General features: G+C 65.2%; 20 protein-coding genes. 7 read left to right on the forward strand and 13 right to left on the reverse strand.

The genetic code is table 11. The annotated features are described in order from the left end of the window. Window positions 1-235: 235 nt before the first annotated feature. The 4 genes from WDM24_RS32335 to fliI form a co-directional block, all read right to left on the reverse strand. Window positions 236-1,210 (reverse strand): anti-sigma factor, encoded by a 975-nt coding sequence (locus tag WDM24_RS32335; RefSeq protein WP_338691490.1) that lies wholly within the window; start codon window positions 1,208-1,210, stop codon window positions 236-238. 3 nt (window positions 1,211-1,213) lie between these two features. After that, entirely contained in the window at window positions 1,214-1,759 is a 546-nt protein-coding gene (locus WDM24_RS32340; protein ID WP_029083680.1) for a sigma-70 family RNA polymerase sigma factor, read from the reverse strand. A gap of 204 nt (window positions 1,760-1,963) precedes the next feature. Then, window positions 1,964-2,383, reverse strand: coding sequence for a flagellar export protein FliJ (fliJ, locus tag WDM24_RS32345; RefSeq protein WP_016848565.1), 420 nt, complete (start codon window positions 2,381-2,383; stop codon window positions 1,964-1,966). Window positions 2,384-2,491: 108 nt separating this feature from the next. Continuing rightward, entirely contained in the window at window positions 2,492-3,817 is a 1,326-nt protein-coding gene (fliI, locus tag WDM24_RS32350) for a flagellar protein export ATPase FliI (RefSeq protein WP_338828650.1), read from the reverse strand. 365 nt (window positions 3,818-4,182) lie between these two features. Between fliI and ctrA the strand changes: the two genes are divergently transcribed. After that, complete coding sequence (gene ctrA, locus WDM24_RS32355; RefSeq protein WP_016848562.1) at window positions 4,183-4,884, forward strand: response regulator transcription factor CtrA; 702 nt, start codon at window positions 4,183-4,185, stop codon at window positions 4,882-4,884. An 83-nt stretch (window positions 4,885-4,967) separates the two neighbouring features. Here ctrA and WDM24_RS32360 read toward each other — a convergent pair whose 3' ends face one another. Both WDM24_RS32360 and WDM24_RS32365 read right to left on the reverse strand, forming a co-directional pair. Beyond that, window positions 4,968-6,572, reverse strand: coding sequence for a S53 family peptidase (locus WDM24_RS32360; RefSeq protein WP_338828651.1), 1,605 nt, complete (start codon window positions 6,570-6,572; stop codon window positions 4,968-4,970). 16 nt (window positions 6,573-6,588) lie between these two features. After that, window positions 6,589-7,758 carry a hypothetical protein gene (locus WDM24_RS32365; protein ID WP_338828652.1) on the reverse strand — a complete coding sequence of 390 codons (1,170 nt, stop codon included), beginning with the start codon at window positions 7,756-7,758 and terminating at the stop codon, window positions 6,589-6,591. A 288-nt stretch (window positions 7,759-8,046) separates the two neighbouring features. Here WDM24_RS32365 and WDM24_RS32370 point away from each other — a divergent pair, with 288 nt between their 5' ends. From WDM24_RS32370 to WDM24_RS32385, 4 genes are all read left to right on the forward strand, one after another. Beyond that, window positions 8,047-8,451, forward strand: coding sequence for a DUF350 domain-containing protein (locus WDM24_RS32370; RefSeq protein ID WP_338828653.1), 405 nt, complete (start codon window positions 8,047-8,049; stop codon window positions 8,449-8,451). A gap of 15 nt (window positions 8,452-8,466) precedes the next feature. Further along, window positions 8,467-8,901: a hypothetical protein gene (locus tag WDM24_RS32375; protein ID WP_338828654.1), complete on the forward strand. Its 435-nt coding sequence runs from the start codon at window positions 8,467-8,469 to the stop codon at window positions 8,899-8,901. A 102-nt stretch (window positions 8,902-9,003) separates the two neighbouring features. Further along, window positions 9,004-9,225: a hypothetical protein gene (locus WDM24_RS32380; protein ID WP_338828655.1), complete on the forward strand. Its 222-nt coding sequence runs from the start codon at window positions 9,004-9,006 to the stop codon at window positions 9,223-9,225. 127 nt (window positions 9,226-9,352) lie between these two features. Next, complete coding sequence (locus tag WDM24_RS32385) at window positions 9,353-10,510, forward strand: glutathionylspermidine synthase family protein (protein ID WP_338828656.1); 1,158 nt, start codon at window positions 9,353-9,355, stop codon at window positions 10,508-10,510. Between the two features lie 171 nt (window positions 10,511-10,681). Here the strand turns inward: WDM24_RS32385 and WDM24_RS32390 are convergent, their stop codons facing one another. The 6 genes from WDM24_RS32390 to chpT form a co-directional block, all read right to left on the reverse strand. Next, on the reverse strand, window positions 10,682-11,554 hold the full coding sequence (locus WDM24_RS32390) for a protein-glutamate O-methyltransferase CheR (RefSeq protein ID WP_338828657.1): 873 nt from the start codon (window positions 11,552-11,554) through the stop codon (window positions 10,682-10,684). Next, entirely contained in the window at window positions 11,551-12,723 is a 1,173-nt protein-coding gene (locus tag WDM24_RS32395; protein WP_338828658.1) for a chemotaxis response regulator protein-glutamate methylesterase, read from the reverse strand. Before WDM24_RS32395 ends, WDM24_RS32390 begins: the two co-directional genes overlap by 4 nt. A gap of 77 nt (window positions 12,724-12,800) precedes the next feature. After that, complete coding sequence (locus WDM24_RS32400) at window positions 12,801-13,166, reverse strand: response regulator (protein WP_029083688.1); 366 nt, start codon at window positions 13,164-13,166, stop codon at window positions 12,801-12,803. Window positions 13,167-13,229: 63 nt separating this feature from the next. Then, window positions 13,230-13,700, reverse strand: a complete 471-nt coding sequence (locus tag WDM24_RS32405) for a chemotaxis protein CheW (protein ID WP_166298427.1) — start codon at window positions 13,698-13,700, stop codon at window positions 13,230-13,232. Window positions 13,701-13,723: 23 nt separating this feature from the next. Beyond that, complete coding sequence (locus tag WDM24_RS32410; RefSeq protein WP_338828659.1) at window positions 13,724-16,465, reverse strand: hybrid sensor histidine kinase/response regulator; 2,742 nt, start codon at window positions 16,463-16,465, stop codon at window positions 13,724-13,726. Window positions 16,466-16,657: 192 nt separating this feature from the next. Next, a complete protein-coding gene (gene chpT / locus WDM24_RS32415) occupies window positions 16,658-17,305 on the reverse strand; it encodes a histidine phosphotransferase ChpT (protein ID WP_338828660.1) in 648 nt (215 codons plus the stop codon). 262 nt (window positions 17,306-17,567) lie between these two features. On the opposite strand from chpT, the gene cysQ reads away from it, so the two are divergent. Further along, complete coding sequence (cysQ, locus tag WDM24_RS32420; protein WP_338828661.1) at window positions 17,568-18,395, forward strand: 3'(2'),5'-bisphosphate nucleotidase CysQ; 828 nt, start codon at window positions 17,568-17,570, stop codon at window positions 18,393-18,395. On the opposite strand, the gene WDM24_RS32425 is transcribed toward cysQ, so the two are convergent. Beyond that, window positions 18,396-18,860, reverse strand: coding sequence for a YHS domain-containing (seleno)protein (locus WDM24_RS32425; protein ID WP_338828662.1), 465 nt, complete (start codon window positions 18,858-18,860; stop codon window positions 18,396-18,398). It lies immediately after the preceding gene. A gap of 153 nt (window positions 18,861-19,013) precedes the next feature. On the opposite strand from WDM24_RS32425, the gene WDM24_RS32430 reads away from it, so the two are divergent. After that, on the forward strand, window positions 19,014-19,619 hold the full coding sequence (locus WDM24_RS32430) for a DUF1134 domain-containing protein (RefSeq protein ID WP_166298431.1): 606 nt from the start codon (window positions 19,014-19,016) through the stop codon (window positions 19,617-19,619). Window positions 19,620-19,693: the final 74 nt, after the last annotated feature.

Consider the following 19,693-nt stretch of genomic DNA (forward strand, 5'->3'; position numbering starts at 1 on the left):
AGTCGCTGCGTGGATATTTAAGACCCCCAACTACCCCCAAGTTGACTACCGAAAACGCCCGCTCCCCACGGGCGTTTTCTTTTTGTGCGGATAGCTGACGCGACGTTCTATCAACGTCATTGCGAGCGAAGCGAAGCTATCCATTCCCGCCAACCCTAGCGGATAGATGGATTGCTCCGTCGCTTCGCTCCTCGCAATGACGAGCTGCAACAGCATCTTCCGAGAGGCCTGAAGTTTACCGCGGCGTCGAACCCGGCGCGCCTGGCACGGTCTCGATCAGCTTGCCGGTGAAGATCGGTGCCGAGGTCGGCTGGCCATTTGGCGACCCGCCGGCCTGCTCGACGGTCACCGCGTAGGTGGCGCCGTTGATCACGTCGGGGTCATAGCCCGACAACACCGGGCGTGCGGTGAAATCATCAGCGCCGATCACGCCGAGCGAGCGCGGCTGCGGCAGCTTGTCGGAGATCAGCCAGAGCTCAAAACTCTTGCCGGGCTCCGACGGGGCGCCGACCTTGCGGACCGTAAAGTTCTTGGTCGCGCCGTCGATTGTGAGGATGAATGCGGGCCCGCCATTCTGCCCCTGCAACAGCGCTACATATTGCGCGGACGGCGCGAATGCCGGCGCCGGGGTCTTCACTTCCACGGTCTGGATGCGCGGCTTCGGCCGGATCGCGTTCGGCAAGGCGTCGGGCCGGAAGATCTGCAGGCTGAGCGTCACCAGCAGCGCGGCAGCGATCGCGGTCGCAGCCGACGCGATGCCGCGCCAGCGCTTCACGCGGCTTGTCAGCGCGACCACGTTGCTGTCACCGAAGGTGACCCGTGGCCGCCGGATCTCGGTTGGCTGCCGTATCGCCGGCGGCTGCTGCGGCTCGTCCGGATCGAACGCTGAGCCGAACTCGGAATCGTCCATGATCGGCTTCGGCGGCGGCGGTGTCACCGTCGCGGCCGGCGTCTCGGGCAGCACCAGCGGCGCCTGCGGCGCGCTCACATGACCGATCGCCGCCTTGATGTTGTCCCAGACCACCGGGCGCGGCTCGACCGAGCCAACCATCTGGTTGAGCGGCCCGAGCCTGAACTCCCAGGCCTGCACGAGGGCTGCGAACTCGGCGTCGACGGCCATCATGCTCTCGACCTGCGCGCGCTCCTCGGCGTCGAGCGTACCGAGCGCATATTCCGCGGCGAGCGCGATATGGTCTTCGCTAGTGGCCATCAATCAGAGTCCAAGACACTCCCGGATATCCATCAGGCTTCGGCGCAGCCAGGTCTTCACCGTGTTCACCGGCGTCTCGAACTTTGCGGCGAGCTGTTCGCGGCTCCAGCCGTTGTAATAGGCGAGCAGCACGAGCTTCTGACGATCCGGCTCCAGACGACCGACGCACTCCAACAACCGCTTCAACTCTTCCGTCATTTCCCGTCGCGCCAGCGGATCGGGTGAGTCGGCGGCGACTTCCATCGCGGCCGGCTCATCTTCCAGCGAGGACTCGCCTCGCTTGCGCACGACGTCGATGGCGCGGTTGCGCGCGATCGACGTCATCCACGTGATCGGCGACGACAGGGCTGGGTTGAACTGCCCGGCGCTGTTCCAGATCTTGACGTAAGCCTCCTGAATGACCTCCTCGGCGAGGTCCTGTCGCCGCAAGATACGGAGCACGACGCCGAAGAGTTTCGCGCGGGTCGCGGCGTACAGCCGCTCAAAGGCGGCCTCGTCCCCCCTGGCAACGGCGGCGATCAGCCAGACCAGCTCAGCCGGCGTCAGCATCTTGCGCCCCCCAAGCCTGCATCAAGCCTGCATCCCCCATTGCCACCGTGCCGCCGATCGTCCGGTCCGGACCGGTGGTAGCATATTTTGGGACACCACGATCCGCCAAGTAGGCGCCAAGTGGCCCGCTTGTGGACAGCGCCCAACAAAAAGCCCGGGCGATCGGCCCGGGCTCTCAATCTGGTCAGCGGAGGGAGCGAGATATCAGGCGATGACGCCGAGACGCGCCCGCATCAGGCCGATCGAATCCATGTCGGCCTGTTCGCGGGCACTCTCCTCCGCGCGTTCGCGCGCCTGGTCGCGCTCGTCGAGCAGTTCGACCTTCTTCAGCTCCTCGAACGCCTCCGACAGCAGCGCCTTGGCGTCGTCGAGCTGGGCGCGCAGTTCGTCGGCCGAGCGGGTCAGGTTCTCGCGGCGCTGGATCGCGGCCTTGGCATAGGTCGGATAGGCGAAGTGCGTGGGGTCGTTGATCCCGGCGCGCTCCTGTTCGGTCTGGATCTCGCGCTCGAGTTCGACGGACATGCGCTGGAAGTCGGCGATCATGCCTTCGATCTGGGTAACCCGACGGCGCTTTTCATCGACCTGAAACTTCTTCAGGCGGATCAGCGTTTCACGTGACTTCATCGACTCATACTCCCCAGAAGTCCCAATTCTGAACGCGGGACAGAACCGGCTCCCCCCTGGGCCCCGCCGGCATAGCTATGGTGTGCCGGAGATGATGGCCTGACAAAGTTAGCGTTCCGTTTCCAAACCCGACAGGATTTGAGCGAGTTGCCGGTACCCGTCGCCAAGGCTGGTCGCCTCCTCCTTGGCCTGGCGCAGGTAGGCCTCGAGCGGCTCATGCAGCCGGATCGCCTCGTCGACCTCGGGGCTGGAACCCGGCCGGTAGGCCCCGAGCCGGATCAATTCCTCCATGTCGGCATAGGTCGCCATCACCTGCCGCGCCTTGTTGATGTAGGGCAGGAAGTTCGGATCGGCCGACTTCGGCATCGTGCGCGAGACCGACTTGAGGATGTTGACCGCGGGATAGCGTCCGCGCTCGGCGATCGCCCGCTGCATCACGATATGACCGTCGAGGATGCCGCGCACCGCGTCCGCGATCGGCTCATTGTGGTCGTCGCCGTCGACCAGCACGGTGAAGATCGCGGTGATGGTGCCGTCGCCGGTGCCCGGCCCGGCCCGCTCCAACAGCTTGGGCAGCTCGGTGAACACGGTCGGCGTGTAGCCCTTGGCGGTCGGCGGCTCGCCCGCCGAGAGGCCGATTTCGCGTTGCGCCATCGCAAAGCGCGTCACCGAGTCCATCAGGCACAGCACATCCTGCTCCTCGTCGCGGAAATACTCCGCGATGGCGAGCGTCAGATAGGCCGCCTGGCGCCGCATCAGCGCCGGCTCGTCCGAGGTCGCGACCACCACGACCGAGCGCGCCAGCCCCTCCTCGCCGAGGTCTTCCTGGAGGAATTCCTGCACCTCGCGACCGCGTTCGCCGATCAGCCCGATCACCGAGATCGCGGCATCGACATTGCGCGCCAGCATCGACAGCAGCACCGACTTGCCGACGCCGGAGCCGGCGAAGATGCCGAGGCGCTGGCCGCGACAGCAGGTCAGGAAGGTATTGAGACCGCGCACGCCGAGGTCGAGCGGCGGACCGACCCGCTTGCGCGAATGCGCAGGGGGCGGCGAGTTGCGGTAGGACATCGGTGACGCGCCCTGCGGCAGCGGCCCCTTGCCGTCGATCGGTTCGCCCATCGCGTTAACGACGCGGCCAAGCCAGGCCGGCGACGGCCGCACCTGGCTCGCCGCATTGGCGATGACGGCGCGGCAACCGCGCCTGACACCCTCGAGCCCGCCGAACGGCATCACCACCGCGTTCTCGCCGGAGAAGCCAATCACCTCGGCCGGGATGAAGCGGCCTACGCCGACATCGATCACGATGCGGGCGCCGACCGACATCGCGTGAATGGGCCCCGCGATCTCGACCATGAGCCCGCGAACGCCGACCACACGGCCATAAATATTGACGCCGTCGATGTCGCCGATCTGCTCCGCGAGCGCCTTCATTGCGAAAACCTTAAGTTTCCGCGATTTTGCTCCAGCCGCTTAACTTCGTGTTTACCCGCATCATTAATCATTGCGTCACTGTCTTTGGTGACTGAGGTCGCTTGCCCATCAGAAGAAGGGCGAGTCGCGAGAGTCGGTTAGGCCCGCCTCTTAATCTGGAATCTGAACGAGCGCGGTTAGGAAAACCTACTTCTACGCAATATCTTAGGGCGATTCGACAAAAATTGCACGGTTAGAGCTTGCGTGAAGGAATCAGTTTTTGTTAACCATATCTCGTCAGGATCCGAATCAGTTGTTCAAAGGCGTTTTGAGTGCCGCAAGTGCGGCCGACCTGACGCCCGGAGCGGCGACTATAGGGGACTGGCATGCGCGTTTTGCTGATTGAAGATGATAGCGCCGTCGCGCAGTCGATCGAATTGATGCTCAAATCCGAGAGTTTCAACGTCTACACGACGGATCTCGGTGAAGAAGGCGTCGATCTCGGCAAGCTTTACGACTACGACATCATCCTGCTCGACCTCAACCTGCCCGACATGTCCGGTTATGACGTGCTGAAGCAGCTCCGGGTCTCGAAGATCAAGACTCCCATTCTGATCCTCTCCGGCCTCGCCGGCATCGAGGACAAGGTCAAGGGTCTCGGCGTCGGCGCCGACGACTACATGACCAAGCCCTTCCACAAGGACGAGCTGGTCGCCCGCATCCACGCGATCGTGCGCCGCTCCAAGGGTCACGCCCAGTCGGTCATCCAGACCGGCGATCTCGTGGTCAATCTCGACACCAAGACGGTCGAGGTCGGCGGCCAGCGCGTGCATCTGACCGGCAAGGAATACCAGATGCTGGAGCTGCTCTCGCTCCGCAAGGGCACCACGCTCACCAAGGAAATGTTCCTCAACCACCTCTACGGCGGCATGGACGAGCCGGAGCTGAAGATCATCGACGTCTTCATCTGCAAGCTGCGCAAGAAGCTCGCCAACGCCTCCGAGGGCCGCAACTTCATCGAGACCGTGTGGGGCCGCGGCTACGTGCTGCGCGAGCCGCACGAGGCCGACGAGCGCATTCCCGCCTGACCTTCCGGACGCTGCAGCGAACCCAGGGTTCGCTCCTCCCGACCTCAACCCCGCCGCAAATGGCGGGGTTTTTGTTTGGCATGCTACACGACCGGCGTTGCCGCAAGCGCCGCGACGAGATCTGCGCCCTTCGGGACACCCAGACCCGTGCAGGCGTTCCAACCGCGACCTGCATCGTAACCCTTGCCGCGGACGCGGTTGTTGCCCTGCTCGATCGAGCTGAACAGCGCCTGGTTGGCATAGAGCGTGAAATTAACGAAGCCGAGCGGCGCGTCACGCCCCGCATTGGCGATCGCGATCAGTCCGGCCCATAGCGGCGCGACTGCGCTGGTACCGTCCTTGATCAATACCGCACCGTTGAGGACGATGCGGTAGCCCGGCGTCGCGGCCGCTGCCGCGGCGACGTCGGGGACACCGCGCCGCGCGGCTCCGTCATTGACGGACGCCGGCAGCGCGAGGGCGGATTGATAGGCCGGCACCGGAAAAACGTCGCTGATCCCGCCGCCGGTGCCGCTGACGCCGTCATTCCAGACGATTTCCCCATTGAGCGTCGCATCGGCGTCGCCGGCCGCAGGCTGCGTGCCGCCACAACTGAGCACATAGGGACTCGACGCGGGAAACCAGACATGCGCCTTGCCATCGTCCAATCCGCCGGTCGCAAGCTCGTCACCGGCCGCGAACAGCACCGTGATCTTCAAGCGCTGGGCGTCGGCCAACACCGCCTGCATCGCGTCGCGAGCGGACGAGCTCCAGAACATCTCGGCGCTACCCCAGCTGACGGACAAGACCTGCGGCCGGTTGACGTCGTCGAAGATCGCCTGATTGATTGCGCCGACCAGGCTCTGAATGGTGTTGCCGGCGAAATAGACCACGATCCGCGCCTTCGGCAGCAGGCCGGCCAGGATCTGGAGATCGAGCGCGATCTCCTCGTCGGACATCGTGCCGCCGCCAAATTGATTGCCGATCCCCGGCGCCGCAGCAGCCCCGGCCATGCTTGTGACCGCTTTGTCGACAACTTCAGGCGGGTCGCGCCCCATCGCCGTCAGCGCCTGCGCCAGGTCGGTGGCGAGATAACCGCCGCCCAGTGCGATGATGCCGACACAGACTTTCGAAACATCGCGATCGAGCGGAATGCCGTAGCGCGCGGCGACATCCGTCGGCCACAAGCCTGCACCGGCTCCGGCCCCCGCGAGTGCGCGCAGCCGCTCCGGCGGCCTCGACACCGGCCGCTGGTCAAAGCCGAGGATCGCGCGGGTCCACGGCGCGATGTCCTTCGGTACGACCAAGGCGCCGACGCGGGCGCGGAAGCGGCAATGGCCGTCGTCATAGACGCGAAGCGTGGCGCCGAGCACTTCGCTCAACAGGCGTGCCGTAGCCTCCAGCGTGACGGTTCGCTGCGACAGATCGATTTCAAGCACCGTGACGCGATACCGCGCCGCCAGCTTCCTGATGCGTGCAGCGGCGCGGCCGTGGGTGCGGCGGCGCTGCGCTGCCAGCGCGTGCCGCGTGATCGGCTTCGCCAGCCGGGCAAGATCGCCGGCGCTGCCCGGCTGGAACGCGTCGGGCGTGCGCCGCTTCAGGTAGATCGTGACGACGATGCGTTCGTCCGGATCGACCTCGCCGACATAGGTCGCACCCGGCGGCTCGGCGCGATAGCTGCCTGCAAGCTGGATCTTTTGCCCGGTCACCGGCGCATCCAACAGCCTATTTCCCGGTGCAGCCGCTCGGCTGCGGCGGAGTCTGGGTGTCGTCGATCGCGCAGAACGGGATCGACCAGACGAAGTCTGCGGAGGTCGCGATCTGCGTCAGGCCGGGCATGCCCTGGAAGATCGGCGGCTGCGTGGAGAAACGCCAGAACCAGTTGGGCTGGATCGGGCCGAGCGGCGCGCCGTTGTTGTCGAATCCGGCGCCGGTGGTCGCAGCACCCGTGTTGTCCCAGGCCGCGCGGCCGTGGCAAGTCATGCACGAGGATTGATCGACAAAACCCCGCTCGGTGACCGAATTGCCGACACGGATGTCGAGGCCGGTCGCATCGGTGAAATCGGTCTGCGATCCCTTGAGACAATAATTGGCGAATGCCGGATCCCAGTTGGCGGATGCGATCATCGCCGCCAGCGCCGGCGTCTTCACGCAATCAGGATAGGCCTGGTTCGGCTGCGGATTCGGGTTTACCGGGTTGGTCTGCGCGCCGAATGCGTCGTGGCAGCCGATGATGTCGCAGCGTCCGGGATTGAACTTGTGCTCGAAGGTCGCCCACGTCCAGTTCGGGACCGCCTTGGAGATGATGTGCATGGAGACGAAGGCGTATTGCTGGCCGTCGGAGCCGGTGTTGACGTGATAGAGCTTGGGCACGTCGGCGAGCGAGACCCTGCCACCGCTGAATTCCGGAATATCCGTCACCAGCATCCAGTTCGCCTTCACCTCCATCGCGGCAACCGGGAATGACAGCGCCTTGCCAAACGCCGTGCGAAGACCGGACACCTTGTACAGGTTGTTCTGGACGATGAAGTCGAACGACTCCTTGTTGCGGCGGGTTTCCTCGAGGAAGCCCGCGCCGGGCGGGATCGCCGGCAACAGCTTGCCCGACTGCTGCAGTGCCAGGCGGCCCAGCCTCGGCACCGCGGGCTGGCGCAGCGCGAGCGGCGCTGGCGCCGTCGGGAATTGCGGATTGGCCTTGAACGTATCGGAGTCGCTGGCCCAAGTCTCGAACAGAGCATTGCTGCCGCCGGCGCTCGTATTGACCTGAATGAAGAACTGCCAGGCCAGTTGATCCGGCACATTCATCGCCGGGTTCGGCGTCGTTTGCGACACGGCCGGACCAACGGGAAGCAGACACAAGCCGCAACCGAGTACGGCGTTGACCAATCGTCTCATCGTCAGCCTCCTCGAGTATCGCAGGGTTCAGACACGGTCTGCCGATTGCGGATCGGCACGCATGTGGCCGGCGCCATCACCGAGGGTGACCGCGCGCCAATCACCAAAGGTTGCATTCTGTATAGAGGACGATTGCTGATTTCCGTGTGAAGCGGCTCACAGGCGGGCTCGGCATGTGGGCCCCTGATGTCCCTCACTGCATCGCAAACGGGATTTCGAACCGAAGCTTCGCGAACTGCGACCAATGGGCTATACGACGACCGAGAAGCGGCAGTTCGGGCGCATCACATGATCCTGCAATCCCTCGCCGGCCTGCCGGCGTTCCTGCTCTATTTCTGCACGGCGCTGATCGCCGTGGTCGCCTACCTCTTCGTCTACACGCGCGTCACGCCGCACGACGAATTCCAGCTGATCCGCGACAATGATCCGGCGGCGGCGATTGCGCTCGGCTTGAGCCTGCTCGGCTTCGTGCTGCCGGTGGTCAGCGCCATCGCCCACTCCGCCAATGTGGTCGACTGCCTGATCTGGAGCATCATCGCGCTGATCGTGCAGATCATCGTCTATTACATCGTGAAGATCCCGGTGCCGAACCTGTCGGCGCGGATCGCCGCAGGCGACCTCGCGCCGGCGATCTGGCTCGGACTGTCCTCGCTGGCCGCAGGCGCGCTGAACGCGGCCTGCATGATCTACTGAGCCAATGAGCTAACCATGGCGCGCAAACCGAACCCGGATTTCGGCAAACGGCGGCCGGTCGTGCCGGCGGTGCCGCCGCGGCCGGATCCGCCTTCCAAGCGCTCCAACCATGTCGCGCTGCTGGTGATGGGCACGCTCGCGGTCGGCGGCAGCGCCTACGCGCTGATGCCGCGGCCGAATTGCCAGCCCGTGCAGCCGCCGCCACCGGGCGTCACCGCACCGGGCACCACTGCGCCAGTGCCCCCGCAACCCGGCGTCGATTGCACGGCGCGCAGCTCGTCGTCCGGCTCGGGCGGCAGCAGCGGCGGCTCCTCGCGCAGCAGCTTCTACAGCAGCAGCTCCTCGTCGGGCGGCTCGTCATCCTCGTCGAGTTCATCGTCGACCTCCTCGGTCAGCCGCGGCGGCTTCGGCTCGTTCGCACATGCGTTCGGCTTCGGCGGCGGCGGATGAGCATTTTGTGGTGTCATCGGCGCGTCATCGCGCTTTCGCTTGCCCGGCCATCCCGGCTGGTGGACACTCGGCGCGGCTCCGCAGATGACAGGGATTGCGTCGATGAAACGCTCGCGCCGCGTATGGCTGAAATTGATGGGAAGTATTGCGATCGGCGCGGCGTCGATCGGCCTGACGCCAGGTCAGGCCCGCAGTCACCAGCACCGTACAGGGCACAGGAAGAAGAGAAAGCCCGAGCAATTGTCGCCCTCCGGCGGCTTCGGCGGCGCGCCGCGCAGCATCGCCCGCTTCGGCGACGGCGATCCCTCGCATGGCGGAAGCTAGAGCATGATCCGAAAAAGTGGACACCGGTTTTCCGCGCGACAAACGCGAAGCGTTTGCGCGGAGATCATGCTCAAGCAAATCTGACACCAGGCTGACACGCGTCGTCTGAAGATCACGGGCCACCCTCATGCAACGCATCGCATGCCCCGAGCGCGACGATTGGCAAACGACCGCCGAGAACGCCGGCTTCACCTTCCACAGCATTGACGGGGAACGGTACTGGGACGAGCGTGCCTATTACGCCTTCACGCTGGACGAGATCGAGCGCGACATCGAAGCGCCGACCGGCGAGATCGAGGCGATGTGCCTCGAGCTCGCCGGCCGTGCGGTCAAGGACGAGCGCTATCTGCGCCGGCTGAAGATCCCGGAGGCGTACTGGGATCTGATCGCTGTGAGCTGGCGGCGCAAGAACCCGAGCCTGTACGGCCGGCTCGACCTCAAATTCAGCGGCAGCGGCCCGGCAAAGCTGCTCGAATACAACGCCGACACGCCGACATCGATCTTCGAGGCGGCGGTGTTTCAATGGACCTGGCTCGAACAGGCGATCACGCGCAACATCATCCCGAAGCGCGCCGACCAGTTCAACTCGATCCACGAGGCGCTGATCGAGGCCTGGAAGAGGATCGGCGCGACCCACCCGCTGCACCTCACCGGCCTGACCGGAAATGCCGAGGACGCCGGCACGCTCGCCTATCTCGAGGACACCGCAGCGCAAGCCGGGCTGAAGACCACGCTGCTCGACATCGAGCAGATCGGGCTGCGCAACGACGGCCAGTTCGTCGACCTCGACGAATGCCCGATCAGGCTGGCGTTCAAGCTCTACCCGTGGGAGTGGATGTTTCACGACGCGTTCGGCAAGAATCTCGCGGCCGCGCCGACGCAGTGGATCGAGCCGCCCTGGAAGGCGATCCTGTCCAACAAGGGCATCCTGCCGCTGCTGTGGGAGATGTTCCCGAACCACCCCAATCTGCTGCCGGCCTATTTCGAGGACGACCCTCAGGCCGCAAGCCTCGGCACCTCCTACGTGCGCAAGCCGATCTATTCGCGCGAGGGCGCCAACGTCGAACTGGTCAGCGCCGGCCTTACGCTGGTCGCGGAGGAAGGCCCCTACGGCGCCGAAGGCTTCATCCGCCAGGCGCTGGCGCCGCTGCCGAATTTCTCCGGGCAGTATCCGGTGCTCGGCAGCTGGCTGGTCGACCACACGCCATGCGGGCTCTCGATCCGCGAGGACGAGAACCCGATCACCGGCAATACCTCCCGGTTTCTGCCGCACGCGATTTTGTAGCTGGCAGAGACGCGCACATCTCGATTCCCGTCATCCTGAGGTGCGAGCCCTTGCGAGCCTCGAAGGATGCACGGCCCGGCTGGTGGCCGTCGACCCTTCGAGACGCCGCTTCGCGGCTCCTCAGGGTGACGGAACAGGCGGAGTCGTCTTACTGATCCGGAGAGATCTAGCTCAACGCGAAGCCGAAGCCACCGCCTTCAGCACATGAACCGCGGCGCCGGCACGCGCGACCGGAGCAACGCTCGGCTGATACAGCCCGCGCCGGTCGGGATAGGGCCTGAACAAAGTGGTGATACCGACCACGGATTCCGCGGCGCCGAGCGCCAGCACGCCGTCGGGCTCGAGCATCCGCGCGATCTTGCCGAAGATGCCGGCCTTGGTCTGCTGATCGAAATAGATCAGCACGTTACGGCAGAAGATCACGTCGAAGGTGCCGAGATGCGACAAGTCCTGCAGCAGATTGAGCTGGCGGTGCTGCACCATGCCGCGGATATCGGCGTTGAGCTGCCACAGCTCGCCCTTCTGCACGAAATACTTCACCAGCAGCTGGATCGGCAGGCCGCGCTGCACCTCGAACTGGCTGAACAGGCCGGCCTTGGACTTTTCCAGCACCGCCTGCGACAGGTCGGTGGCGACGATCTCGATGCGCCAGCCGGCGAACAGCGCGGTCATTTCCTTCAGCAGCATCGCGATCGAATAGGGCTCCTGCCCGGTCGACGAGGCCGCGCACCAGATCCGCAGGCTGCGGCGGGAGGCGCGCGCCTGCGCCAGCGCGGGCAGCACCGCGTCCTTCAGATGGTCGAACGGGATCTTGTCGCGAAAGAAGAAGGTCTCGTTGGTGGTCATCGCCTCGACCACTTCCGATGTCAGCGGCTCGGCGCCGCCCTTCATCCGTTGCACCAGCTCGGGAATGCCGGCGAGGTTCGACCGGCGCGCCAGCGGCAGCAGGCGGCTCTCGACGAGATATTGCTTGTCGGGCGACAGATCGAGGCCGGAACGTTCCTTCAGCAGCTTACGCAGATACTCGTAGTCCAGCGGCGTCACGCACGGTCTCCCGAAAACACGCGAACAAGTTTCGGTGCGATCTGATTGAGCGGCAGCACGGCGGCGCAGATTCCGGCATGGACCGCGGCACCGGGCATGCCCCACACCACGCTGGTCGCTTCGTCCTGGGCGATCACGCTGCCGCCGGCGGCGACGATGTCCTTGCCGCCGCGCATGCCGTCGGAGCCCATGCCGGTCAGGATCACCGACATGATGCTGCCCTGCCAGACATCGATCGCGGAGGTGAACATCGGGTCCACCGCGGGCTTGCAGAAATTGACCGGCGGTCCGTCGTCGAGCGCGATGGTGGCATCGATGCCGTGGCGGGCGATGCGCATGTGGCGTCCGCCCGGCGCCAGATAGATCTGGCCCGGCTTGATGCTCTCGCCGTCGATTGCCTCATGAGCCGGACGCTTGCTGGCGCGCGCCAGATGCTCGGCGAGAATGGTGGTGAAGGTCGGCGGCATGTGCTGGGTGATCAGTACCGGGAAGCGATCGATCACCGGTCCGATCTCGCCGACCAGCGTCATCAGCGCCTGCGGGCCGCCGGTGGAGGAGCCGATCAGCAGCACCTTCGGCGGCAGCAGGCCGAACGCGCGGCGCACAATCGGCGCCGCCGCGACGGCTGCAGCGGGCGTTCCCGGAGCCGCCGTGCGCAGTCTGTCATGTCCGGGCGCAAGCGGCGGGCTCGCCGTCGTGTGCCCGGTGCCGCGTCGCGCCTTGGCGCCGAGATGACGGATCTTCTGGATCAGATCGTGACGGAAGGTCTCCGCGGCGGTCGCCTCGCGCGTGCTTTCCGGCTTCGGAATGTAGTCGGACGCGCCGAGCGACAGCGCCTTCAGGCTGATCTCCGCATTGCGGCGGGTCAGCGTCGAGGCCATGATGATGACGAGGTCGCGCTTCTTCGCCAGGAGCTGCGGCAGCGCCGAGATGCCGTCGAGCTCGGGCATCTCGATATCGAGCACCGCAACGTCGGGGTTGATGCGCTCGAGCTGGTTGACCGCATCGAGGCCGGTGCGCAGCGATGCCACCACCTCCATGTCGGGCTCGGCACCGATCCAGCGCGAGATCATCCCGCGGATCACCACGGAATCGTCGACCACCATCACCCGCACCTTGTCGGTACGGGTCGATGTCGGGACCGCAGCACTTGTCAACGCAATACTCATGACTTCACCAGCGACGCAACACGACGCACAACAAACCGTTGAGCCGAAGGCTTCTGCCGCCGGATCGAACGGTCGACTTAAATCAGACCGACTTCCTGGAACTTCGCGGTGACGATGTCCCGGTCGAACGGCTTCATGATGTATTCGTTGGCACCGGCATGCAACGCGCGTGCGATATGCGCGACATCATTCTCGGTGGTGCAGAACACGACCTTGGGCTGATCGCCGCCGGGCATGCGACGGAGATTGCCGAGAAACTCGTAGCCGTCCATGACAGGCATGTTCCAGTCGAGCAGCACCGCTTCCGGCATCGCCCGCTTGCAGGCTTCGAGCGCCTTGGCGCCGTCCTCGGCCTCGATGATCTGGAAGTCGAGCCCTTCCAGGATGCGGCGGGCGACCTTGCGAATGACGCTTGAGTCATCGACAACAAGACAGGTTCTCATTTGCGACCTCTACTTCCTCATCCCCGGTGGGATGTTTCAGTTCTTCAGTTCTGGCGGCCCTGCTCACGCCGCTTTGGCGTCAGGCACCAGTTCGAGCACGCGATCGATATCGAGGACGACCATGAGCTGGCCGTCGAGGCGGTAGACGCCGCCGGCGAGCTTGGCCATGCGGGGATCGAGGTTGACCGGGTTGTCCTGGCGGCTGTCGTCGGGCAGCCGCAAGACCTCGCCGATCTGGTCGATCAGGAGGCCATAGGATTCGCCGCGCTGGTCGACGCCGACCGCCATCGGCGGCTGGCCGTCAGCGGCCTTCGGCAGCCCGAGCCGGGCGCGCATGTCGACCACGGTGACGATGCGGCCGCGCAAATTGAGCACGCCGGCGATCTCCGTCGACGACAGCGGCACCCGCGTCAGCCGCTCCGGCATGAACACGTCCTGCACCCGCGAGATCGGCAGCCCGAACAGCTGCCCGCCGATCACAGCGGTGACGTATTCGGCCATCGCGCCTTCACTGGTCTCGGTCTTGCTGGTCATCGATGCTGTTTCCCTCGGTCCCATCAGGCCGCTTTCCGGAGTTCGGCGGTCTGCTCTTTCAGCGCCGCGATCAGTCCGGGACGGTCAAACTTGGCGACATAGTCGTGGAAGCCGGCCTGCCGGCCGCGCTCGATCGCCGCCGGCGACACCATCGCGGACAGCGCGATGATCGGCAGCCCGATCAGATTGTGGTCGCTCCGGATGTTCTCGGCGAACTCGAAGCCGTTCATCTCGGGCATCTCGATGTCGGTCAGCACCACGTCGAAGGCCTGCCCGGAACGCAGCGCGGCGAGCCCCTCCTGGGCGTTCGGCGCGGTCCGCACCTTGTAGCCGGCGGCTTTGAGCACTGGCGCCAGCATGTTGCGGAAGAACGCGGAGTCATCGACCAGCAGCACCGACTGCGCTGACGCCGACGGGCGCATCTCCTTGCGCGAGAACCAGTCGGCGAACGCCATCGGCAGGAAGTGGCCGACGTCGATCACCTCGGTGGCCTGGCCCTTGATCACGGCCGAGCCCAGAATGCCGTCCTGCGAGCCTGCGACCTCGATGTTGAGCCGCTCCTCGACGATGTCGATGATCTCGTCGACCACGAGCCCCATTGAGCGGCCGTCGTCGGCGAACACCAGGATCGGCTGCGACCCTTGCGTCTGCACCTCGACGCCGGCCATCTGCACCAGCGGCATCAGCTGCTCGCGGTACTGCACCATGTAGCGGCCGTTACTGAGCTCGATCTTGTCGGTTGCGATCTCTTCCAGCCGGGTGACGAGGCCGAGCGGCACCGCCTTGGGCTGCGAGGAGCCGGCGCGGAACACCAGCAGCGAGGTGAGCTGCTCGCCGCTCGAGGCGTGGGCGTTCGCACTGTCCTCGGCCATGTCATGGGCCGACGAGCCGGAGGCGCCCAGCGCCTTGGCGATGCCGTTGGGGTCGATGATCATGATCACGGCGCCATCGCCCAGAATGGTGTTGCCGGAGAACATGTCGATGTGACGCAGCTTGGTCGACATCGGCTTGACCACGATCTCCTCGGTGTGGAACACGCCGTCGACCACGATGCCAAAGGTCTGGCTGCCGACTTGCGTCACCACGATGAAGCCGTTCTCGGCGTCGGTGGTGGTCGCGCCGTCGTCGATCTTGAGGAGCTTCTTGAGATGGATCAGCGGCAGCAGCTTGTTGCGCAGCCGCAAGACCGCGGTGTCCTTGATCCGCTCGATGCGGTGCTCGGAGTTGGCGCGGGCCCGCACCAGCTCGACCACCGAGAGCTGCGGGATCGCAAAGCGGTCGCCGCCGGCTTCGACGATCAGGGCGGAGACGATCGCCAGGGTCAGCGGGATCTTGATGGTGACGGAGGCGCCCTCGCCGGCCACGCTCTTGATGTCGATGGTGCCGCCGATCTGGTCGATATTGGTGCGCACCACGTCCATGCCGACGCCGCGGCCGGACACCGAGGTCACCTGCGCTGCGGTCGAGAAGCCCGGCGCGAAGATGAACTTGTGGATCTGGGCTTCGGTCATCTTCTCCAGCTCAGCCTCGGTGACGAGGCCGTTCTGGAGCGCCTTGGCCTTGATCCGCTCGGTGTTGAGTCCGCGGCCATTGTCGGCGATGCAGATGATGATGTGGCCGCCCTCGTGATAGGCGGAGAGCCGGATGGTGCCCTGCTCCGGCTTGCCGGCTGCGACCCGCTCGGTGGTGGTCTCCAGCCCATGATCGGCGGAGTTGCGCACCATGTGCGTCAGGGGATCCTTGATCAGGTCGAGCACCTGGCGGTCGAGCTCGGTGTCGGCGCCGTGCATTTCCAGTTCAATCTGCTTGCCGAGTTCGCCGGAGAGGTCGCGGACGATGCGCGGCAGCTTTTGCCAGGCATTGCCGATCGGCTGCATGCGCGTCTTCATGACGCCTTCCTGCAGCTCGGCGGTGACGTTGGAGAGCCGCTGCAGCGGCACCTTGAACTCGGTGTCCTCGTTGCGCCTGCTAATCTCGAGGAGCTGGTTGCGGGTCAGCACCAGCTCGGAGACCATGGTCATGAGGTGTTCGAGGGTGTCGACATTGACCCGGATCGACTGGTTGGCGATCTTGTCGCCTTCCTGGACGTCCTCACCGGCGGCCTTGCGGGCCGGCTTCTTCGCGGGCTCGGCAGCTTCGGCAGCAGGCGCTGCGGGAGCAGTGGCGACGAGCTTCACGACAGGTGCGGGTGCGGCCACTTCGGTCGCGGTCTCGCGGAAGGCGCGCTCGAGCTCGTCGAGCGAGACCTCGCCCGGACGCAGCGGACGCTCCAGCGTCTGCACCACCAGCGTGCCTTCAGTCATTGCTTGGGTCATGTCAGCCTGCACCGACGGCGCTTCGACGACAGGCACGTCTTCTTCGGCAGTCTCACCTGCAGCCATTGCGGCCATGCCGCGCTCGACCATGGCTTCCAGCTGATCGATCAAATCGCGGTCGTTGCCCTCAGGCTCGGCCTCGGTGGCTTCCAACCCTGCAAGAATCTCCTTGATGCGGTCGATCGAGGACAGGATCAGCGTCACGGCTTCCGCCTTCACCGGCATGCCGTCGCGGAATTTGCCCATCAAGGTCTCGCCGGCATGCGCCAGCGCTTCCAGCCGCGGCAGCCCGAGGAAGCCGCAGGTGCCCTTGATCGTGTGCACCAGGCGGAAAATGTTATCCAGGATCTTCGCGTTGTTCGGGTCCTGCTCGAACTGCACCAGCTGGTTGTCGACCGTATCAAGGCTCTCGCTGCTCTCCGTCAGGAACTCGCGCAACAGATCGTCCATGAAACCAACCTTCGAAAACGCAGCGGCGCGCGACATCGACGCGCCTGACGGAACCGGGCCAGCTTCTCCGCAAAGCGTTTAAGTTTGGTTGAGCAAATGGAAAAGAACGGGATCAACAAAGAGATAAGGCCGCGCGATCGAATCGCGCGGCCGGTCGTAACCTTTGATTAATGATGTTCCCGCGGGCCGCGTTCAGGACGCGGCGATAATGACCTTGTCGCCGTCGAGCGCGAGCGTCACCTTCAGCCCGCAGGCGTCCGCAAGCAGGCGGGTGTAATGCGGTTGCACCGCATGCGCATCGACCGTGTTCGACGACGTCGCATTGAGCAGATCGACGATGTTTTGCGGCACGCGCGCATTGAGGCCTGCGGCCGTGATGCGGAAGCTCATCGCCTCGCCGTCGCCGACCGGGTCGATGATCAGCGTGCCGCCGCGCGGGATCGTCTGCTGTGCAATGACCAGCATGTTCAGCAGCAGCTTGACCCGGTTCTTGGGCAGCAACAGCCGCGGCAGATTCCAGGTCAGCGTCACCTTGCCGTCCTCGATGTGCCCCTTCGCCATATTCTGGGCATCGCCGAGATCGATCTGCGCGCCGGAGGAACCGGCCGCGCCGAACGCCAGCCGGCAGAACTGCAACCGGGCCGACGCGGTCTTGGCGCTCTTGCGAATGAGATCGAGCGCGAAGTCGCGGTCTTCGGGCTTGGGATTGTCGTCAAGGACCTCAAGCCCATTGACGATCGCGCCGACCGGACTGATGAGATCGTGACAGACCCGCGAGCACAACAGCGCCGCGAGTTCGAGCGCATCGGGAGCGGGACCGGGAGACGAAGTGCCAGACATTGATTGTTTCCTGGAAAGCCGCACGCCGCCGGAGGAGTGCGAATCACGCATGCCTGTCGGCTTGATACACCGCGCAGACGGATGCTGCCAGCTTGCGGCGGGACTGATAAAGCTTGATCCGGACCGGAACCGCCGCGTTCACGCAAAGTGGAAACCGGTTTTCCGAAAAGATCATGCTCAAACAAGGAGATGAGATCATGATGCGATGCCTTGTCATCGCATCATGATCTCAGGGAAGACAAACAGGATATGAGACCCGCCCATGAATAAGGCACAGCCGCCCGTGATCGGCTGCGAGGCCGCCGCCACGCTGCTCGAATCGCTGACCGAGCTGGCGATCCGGGCCGGCGAGGCGATCCTTGCAGTCAACCGTTCCGCGATGAATGTCACCGGCAAGAGTGACGGCTCGCCGGTGACCGAGGCCGATCTCGCCGCCGACCATATCATCGTCGAAGGGCTGACGCGGCTGGCGCCGCACGTGTCGCTGCTGTCGGAGGAGCGTGTCCATCTGGCGACGCCGCCCTACAAGGACAGTTTCTTCCTGATCGATCCGCTCGACGGCACCAAGGAGTTCGTCGCCGGCCGCAACGAATTCACCGTCAATGTGGCGCTGGTCACGCACGGCGTGCCGCTGCTCGGCATCGTGGGCGCACCCGCGCTCGGCCTGATCTGGCGCGGCATCGTGGGCAAGGGCGCCGAGCGGTTGACGCTGCAGAACGGCGCGGTTGCGCAGGCCGTGCCGATCAGGACCCGTCTCTGCCCGCCGCGCGGCGCGCCCTGGACGGTTGCGGTGAGCCGCTCACATGGCGACGCGCGCACCGAAGCCTTCATCGACGAACGCGGCGGCGCGGTCCGCGCCGTGCTGGGCTCGGCCGTCAAGTTCGGCCGTGTCGCCGAAGGTCAGGTCGACATCTATCCCCGCCTCTCGCCCACATCCGAATGGGACGTGGCGGCCGGTCACGCGGTCGTCGTTGCCGCCGGCGGCAAGGTAACCGATGCGAACGGAGGCCCACTGCATTTCGGGCTGGGCCGCGAGGACTTTCTGGTGCCGGAATTCATTGCCTGGGGCGACCCGGCCGCAGCGTCGTGATCACTGCGCGAGATTTTCTGCCAGCTCCGGCCAGCGCGCCGCGGCTTCGTTCAGGAAGTGCGCGGGATCGGCGGCGAAGGCATCGCGGCTGCGTTCCCGGTTGAACAGATAAAGCCGATTCCCGACCACCGCCCAGAATCGCGGATTGCCTGCACAGGTGACGCCGCGCACCAGGTCGGTCGGATCATAGCCGCCGAACTGCGGTCCATAGATTTCGGGATGCGCCACGAACGAGGCGCGGTTGCCCGCGTTGCGGAAGCGCCAGACGACGCCACTTGTGGCGGCCTCGAATTCGGACCGCCCCTGGGTCGCAGCGGAGTCGGTGAAATAGGCGACGGGATCGAATCCCTCGATCGCTAATCCCGAGTAGCGGTTCGTCACCACGCGCTCGGTCGTGGCGGCCCCAACAGGCAGTGGCGGCCAGGTAGCCGCCAAAATGCCCGCCAACAGGCCGAAAAACGCCATCCCCCGGCACGATCCATATCTTTCCTGCCGTTGTACCGTCATAGTTGATACCGATAACATCCGAGTCGAGGGGACACTGGACGCAACCTAGAGCCGTGCCTGTTGGCATCAGGTTAAAGGGCAACGCCCGGGATTCGATAGCAGGGGTTCTTTATGAGTTTCGCATCACGCCTTGCCGCGGTCGCGTTCGCCGCGCTGATGTGCTGGAGCGCTGGGGCATCGGCACAGCAGGCGCCGCCACCGCAATATCCGGCGCCGCAGCGTGAGCCGACCCCGTATACTTACGGGCCCGACGAGTTGGTCGGCGCCGGACACAAGTTCTTCGGCAACGTCTCGCGCGGGCTCGCCTCGGTCATCGAGCGCGCGGTCAGCCAATGGGGTCTGCCAAACGGCTATGTGCTCGGCGAGGAAGGCTCCGGCGCGTTCGTAGCCGGGCTGCGCTATGGCGAAGGCACGCTTTACACCAAGAATGCCGGTGACCTCCGGGTCTACTGGCAGGGTCCTTCGGTTGGCTTCGACTGGGGCGGCGACGGCGCCCGGACCATGACGCTGGTCTACAACCTGCCTTCGACGCAGGCGATCTACCAGCGCTTCGTCGGCATCGACGGCTCGGCCTATATCGTCGGCGGCTTCGGCATGACGGCGCTGACCGCCAACAACATCGTGCTGGTCCCGATTCGCTCGGGCATCGGCCTGCGGCTCGGCGCCAGCGTCGGCTATCTCAAATACACCCCGCGCGCGACCTGGAACCCATTCTAGGTCGCCGCCCTGATCGGGTGATGACGCCGGCGCTCCGGCACGGTTAGCGATTCAGGTTAACGCGGCAAACGGGC

The sequence above is a fragment of the Bradyrhizobium sp. 27S5 genome, from assembly GCF_037217225.1.
Lineage (GTDB): Bacteria > Pseudomonadota > Alphaproteobacteria > Rhizobiales > Xanthobacteraceae > Bradyrhizobium > Bradyrhizobium septentrionale.

Bases quoted from the DNA above. Each gene is read 5' to 3' on its own strand.
- WDM24_RS32365 (WP_338828652.1), bottom strand. From the start codon at position 7,758: ATGAGACGATTGGTCAACGCCGTACTCGGTTGCGGCTTGTGTCTGCTT.
- WDM24_RS32375 (WP_338828654.1), top strand. From the start codon at position 8,467: ATGGCGCGCAAACCGAACCCGGATTTCGGCAAACGGCGGCCGGTCGTG.
- WDM24_RS32340 (WP_029083680.1), bottom strand. From the start codon at position 1,759: ATGCTGACGCCGGCTGAGCTGGTCTGGCTGATCGCCGCCGTTGCCAGG.
- WDM24_RS32380 (WP_338828655.1), top strand. From the start codon at position 9,004: ATGAAACGCTCGCGCCGCGTATGGCTGAAATTGATGGGAAGTATTGCG.
- WDM24_RS32405 (WP_166298427.1), bottom strand. From the start codon at position 13,700: ATGACCAGCAAGACCGAGACCAGTGAAGGCGCGATGGCCGAATACGTC.
- WDM24_RS32395 (WP_338828658.1), bottom strand. From the start codon at position 12,723: ATGAGTATTGCGTTGACAAGTGCTGCGGTCCCGACATCGACCCGTACC.
- WDM24_RS32410 (WP_338828659.1), bottom strand. From the start codon at position 16,465: ATGGACGATCTGTTGCGCGAGTTCCTGACGGAGAGCAGCGAGAGCCTT.
- WDM24_RS32335 (WP_338691490.1), bottom strand. From the start codon at position 1,210: ATGGCCACTAGCGAAGACCATATCGCGCTCGCCGCGGAATATGCGCTC.
- WDM24_RS32370 (WP_338828653.1), top strand. From the start codon at position 8,047: ATGATCCTGCAATCCCTCGCCGGCCTGCCGGCGTTCCTGCTCTATTTC.
- chpT (WP_338828660.1), bottom strand. From the start codon at position 17,305: ATGTCTGGCACTTCGTCTCCCGGTCCCGCTCCCGATGCGCTCGAACTC.
- fliI (WP_338828650.1), bottom strand. From the start codon at position 3,817: ATGAAGGCGCTCGCGGAGCAGATCGGCGACATCGACGGCGTCAATATT.
- fliJ (WP_016848565.1), bottom strand. From the start codon at position 2,383: ATGAAGTCACGTGAAACGCTGATCCGCCTGAAGAAGTTTCAGGTCGAT.
- WDM24_RS32400 (WP_029083688.1), bottom strand. From the start codon at position 13,166: ATGAGAACCTGTCTTGTTGTCGATGACTCAAGCGTCATTCGCAAGGTC.
- WDM24_RS32430 (WP_166298431.1), top strand. From the start codon at position 19,014: ATGAGTTTCGCATCACGCCTTGCCGCGGTCGCGTTCGCCGCGCTGATG.
- ctrA (WP_016848562.1), top strand. From the start codon at position 4,183: ATGCGCGTTTTGCTGATTGAAGATGATAGCGCCGTCGCGCAGTCGATC.
- WDM24_RS32425 (WP_338828662.1), bottom strand. From the start codon at position 18,860: ATGGCGTTTTTCGGCCTGTTGGCGGGCATTTTGGCGGCTACCTGGCCG.
- cysQ (WP_338828661.1), top strand. From the start codon at position 17,568: ATGAATAAGGCACAGCCGCCCGTGATCGGCTGCGAGGCCGCCGCCACG.
- WDM24_RS32385 (WP_338828656.1), top strand. From the start codon at position 9,353: ATGCAACGCATCGCATGCCCCGAGCGCGACGATTGGCAAACGACCGCC.